The organism is Klebsiella sp. HMSC16A12, assembly GCF_001808265.1.
In the GTDB taxonomy this organism is placed as follows: domain Bacteria; phylum Pseudomonadota; class Gammaproteobacteria; order Enterobacterales; family Enterobacteriaceae; genus Klebsiella; species Klebsiella pneumoniae.
This window is the reverse complement of record NZ_KV792626.1, coordinates 1-1905: the sequence shown is the minus strand read 5'-3', so window position 1 is coordinate 1905 and position 1905 is coordinate 1. Positions and strand designations below refer to the sequence as shown.

Annotated in this window: 2 protein-coding genes and 1 pseudogene; 1 reads left to right on the top strand and 2 read right to left on the bottom strand. The window is 41.8% G+C overall.

Going from position 1 to position 1905, the window contains the following annotated elements; all coding sequences use genetic code 11:
* Positions 1-392: 392 nt before the first annotated feature.
* On the bottom strand, positions 393-749 hold the full coding sequence (locus tag HMPREF3140_RS17765; RefSeq protein ID WP_032413514.1) for a HigA family addiction module antitoxin: 357 nt from the start codon (positions 747-749) through the stop codon (positions 393-395).
* A 203-nt stretch (positions 750-952) separates the two neighbouring features.
* Positions 953-1275, bottom strand: a pseudogene (locus HMPREF3140_RS29145) (type II toxin-antitoxin system RelE/ParE family toxin).
* Positions 1276-1458: 183 nt separating this feature from the next.
* Between HMPREF3140_RS29145 and HMPREF3140_RS27575 the strand changes: the two are divergent.
* On the top strand, positions 1459-1701 hold the full coding sequence (locus HMPREF3140_RS27575; protein ID WP_071993219.1) for a protein L: 243 nt from the start codon (positions 1459-1461) through the stop codon (positions 1699-1701).
* Positions 1702-1905 lie beyond the last annotated feature (204 nt).

Genomic DNA, 1905 nt, shown 5'->3' with positions numbered 1-1905 from the left:
TCCGACTGCTGCGTCTTATCCGGTAACTATCGTCTTGAGTCCAACCCGGTAAGACATGCAAAAGCGCCACTGGCAGCAGCCACTGGTAACTGATTTAGAGGAGTTAGTCTTGAAGTCATGCGCCTGTTAAGGCTAAACTGAAAGAACAAGTTTTGGTGACTGCGCTCCTCCAAGCCAGTTACCTTGGTTCAATCACCTGCAAGTGTTTGAACCTTCGGAAAAACCGCCCTGCAAGGCGGTTTTTTCGTTTACAGAGCAAGAGATTACGCGTACCGAAACCGGATCTCAAGTGCTCGTAAAAGAAAATGATGATGACCTTTAGCGGTTACAAAAAAAGAAGGCACACTATTACAGAGGCCTTCTTCTAGTCTGGTTAAATTTTTTTAAAAAAATCATGCGACCGCATGTTTTTTTTCCAAAGATTCAGCATTGTGCTTCCTTTCTATAATTTCATGAGCGGGAGTGACTCTTTCTATTTCTTCCTGAAGGCGTGGGCTGCTCGTAACCTCCCACAAATCAACAGACTGCTGTATATTTAACCAGAACTTAGCGGTGGTATCGAATGCTTTAGCTAACCGAAACGCCATATCGGTAGACAGTTTCCTATTATTGTTAACCAAAGCACTTGCAGAATTTCTATGCACGTTTAACATTTCAGCCAAGTCATTGATTTTTAAACCACTTGGCTCGAGATATTCATAAAGAATAATATCTCCTACAGTCGATGGTTTTCTGGTTGCTTGGGACATGCTTTACTCCTGAATTGGTCGCTTCTCTCTGTTAGATGAGGAAGATAAGTATTTCTTCTGTTACCAGCTGTATCGATTAGTAATTATCTTAAATATAGTTACGTCGCGTTACTTTATTAATCATTATTTGTGATGACGTTTTAACGTAGGTGAGGAAATGCCTCACCTACTTGTTTTGTAAGATAACAGTTCCGGTCTGTTACCTATCGGTAATCATGTGGATCGAGATACAAATCCTCGACTCCGTTCTCACCCCACTTAAATATCAAGCGGTACTTATCATTCACCCTTATAGATGAATACCCTGTCAATGGAGGGTTGAGATTTTCAAATCGGTTCCCCGGGGGAGACCGTAAATCTCCAATTTTATCAGCAGCATTCAGCATATCCAGCTTGCGACCCTAATGAAACACTAATCGTAGCTGGAATTTTTCGATTGGCTTTACCGTATTTATAAAACTGGTTATAGCCAATCGTCTCGGAACTGAATGCGGCAATCATCATCACTATCATGATTTTGCTGCATTTTTCTTTTACCTCAAATGTTGCCGCAACTTTGGCAAGTTCTAGATCACCTTTTACCACCACCATAGTACAACAAACGCCAGAAATGCACAATAGCACTGTGCACTTGTGCAAAAAACCATAATGATATAAAATGCACAAAAGCACAGTGCTACTGTGCAAAAAAAGAATAGTTGGAGGTCATATGGCGCTTGTTCGCTCAGGAAATAAAACCAAGATTTTTGAAGCAGATCCGAAATTTAACCCAGTTTTTGATACACAACACAAGCCTGGCGATACGTGCACGTATGAAGGAATTTACAAATGCACAGGTTGCGGTAAAGAAGTAACTATCGCAGGAGGGAAAACACTTCCACCACAAAATCATCATCAACATAGTCCCGGACAGGGGGACATCCGCTGGCAACTATTTGTTTATGCAGAGTGAGGTATGAAAATGGCAGACCGTAGACCACTTAACCCGCATGTCGTCGTCCCTAAACCAGGAGGCGGAACTCAGCCACGAGATCGTAATAATAATGGAAGAGTCCGAGAGAAACGTTCAGATGCGGGAAAATCAAGAAAATAAGAAAAGCCGCCAAATAGGGGTCAGTTTGGATATCGGAAACTTTTGTACGTTAAGCGCATTATT